This window comes from Microbacterium sp. Leaf351, assembly GCF_001423825.1.
Classification (GTDB): Bacteria; Actinomycetota; Actinomycetes; order Actinomycetales; family Microbacteriaceae; genus Microbacterium; species Microbacterium ginsengisoli.
This window is the reverse complement of the sequence record NZ_LMPK01000021.1, coordinates 21,515-22,843: the sequence shown is the minus strand read 5'-3', so window position 1 is coordinate 22,843 and position 1,329 is coordinate 21,515. Positions and strand designations below refer to the sequence as shown.

Below are 1,329 nucleotides of genomic sequence, written 5' to 3'. Positions count from 1 at the left end.
GGGCCGGATCGCAACGACCTGGTGACTTCCGCCCTGCCACCGGATGATGTCGCCAGGATGAACGCTCATGACCCGCCCTCCAGATCGACAACGGTCGCCATCGACAAGGGACGGTGTAGATCCGCCTGCGCCACCCCGCTCCACACGAGTGCATACGCGGCGCCGACACCTGAGCGAGCAACGCCACCGAGGGCCGCCGCGAGCGAGCCCAGACTCATCCGACCGGTGAGCCCGAGCGCGGCGATGTCGACGCCCTCCAGCCACGCAGGCTCGCGGTACCGAAGCAGGAAGCGCAGATTCGCCTGGGTGGCGCCGGGAAGCTGATCGAAGACGAGATAGGACCACCCCAGTGCGGCAGCAAGGCGACGAGTGAGTTCGAACTTCATGCTGTCCTCGGGCTTGATCAGTTCGACCGGCCTCACGTCGACGAGCAGCGCACTCCCATCGGAGCGGCGCACGAAATAGTCGGGCGCGTGGGAGCGCTTCGGTGACCGCCAGCGGATCCACATCGGCTGGCTCGCCACCCCGACGACATCCCCCGTCCGGTCCAGCGAGGTCAGGAACGAGCGCTCCCAGAACGACTCGAACGGAATGTGCCGGCCCGTCGAGGCCATCCACAGCTTGCCCTCGAAGTTGCGCTTGCCCGGCCACGACGGGAACTCGCGAACCGGATCCGCATCCTCGAACATCACGCGCGCCGCGTCGACGGGGTCTGCGTGCTGGAGGAGGCCGTGTCTGGAAAACTCGATCGTGGCCGCGAGTGCGTTCGTCCCGTCGATCGCGGCGAGCCAGTCTTGGGTCAAGGTCACGGAGAACTCTCCCTTCCGGAGAATCCCGCACCCGATCAGAGCGCTCCGGTGGAACCTCCCGGCTTGAACCGCAAGCTACTCCCGCCTCGGAGCAGCGCTACGCGGCGCGCCGCTCTCCCGACAACTGGAGTGAGAATCCGACAACTGGAGTGAGACGACTGGACAGGTCCGTGAGAATCGGACAACTGGAGTGAGACACGACACGAAACCTATGAATCACAGAAAGGTAACGAGAAGGGCTTCCCTTCCGTTACCTCGCCGTTATAGAGTGCTCGCACGGTAGTTGTTTTGCTGTGGCAGCTACCGGCATGTGATTGCAGGACACTCTTGGTGCAAAAGGGACAAGGGCCGGTCGGGATCCCCGACCGGCCCTACTTTTTCGCCCGGATGCCCCCACCCGTCGCGCCCGCCAGGGATTGCTGATCGCGGCATCCGACCGCGCTATGTCTTTCCACAGAACAGCCGGAATCGGACGCACTCCGTTACCGCGTCGTTATACCGTGAGGACAGGTCGCCGTTG

1 protein-coding gene is annotated in these 1,329 nt (G+C 64.6%); it reads right to left on the bottom strand.

The window, feature by feature from the left end; translation table 11 throughout:
• Nucleotides 1-65 precede the first annotated feature (65 nt).
• Nucleotides 66-803 carry a TnsA-like heteromeric transposase endonuclease subunit gene (locus ASG00_RS07465; protein ID WP_137878514.1) on the bottom strand — a complete coding sequence of 246 codons (738 nt, stop codon included), beginning with the start codon at nucleotides 801-803 and terminating at the stop codon, nucleotides 66-68.
• Nucleotides 804-1,329 lie beyond the last annotated feature (526 nt).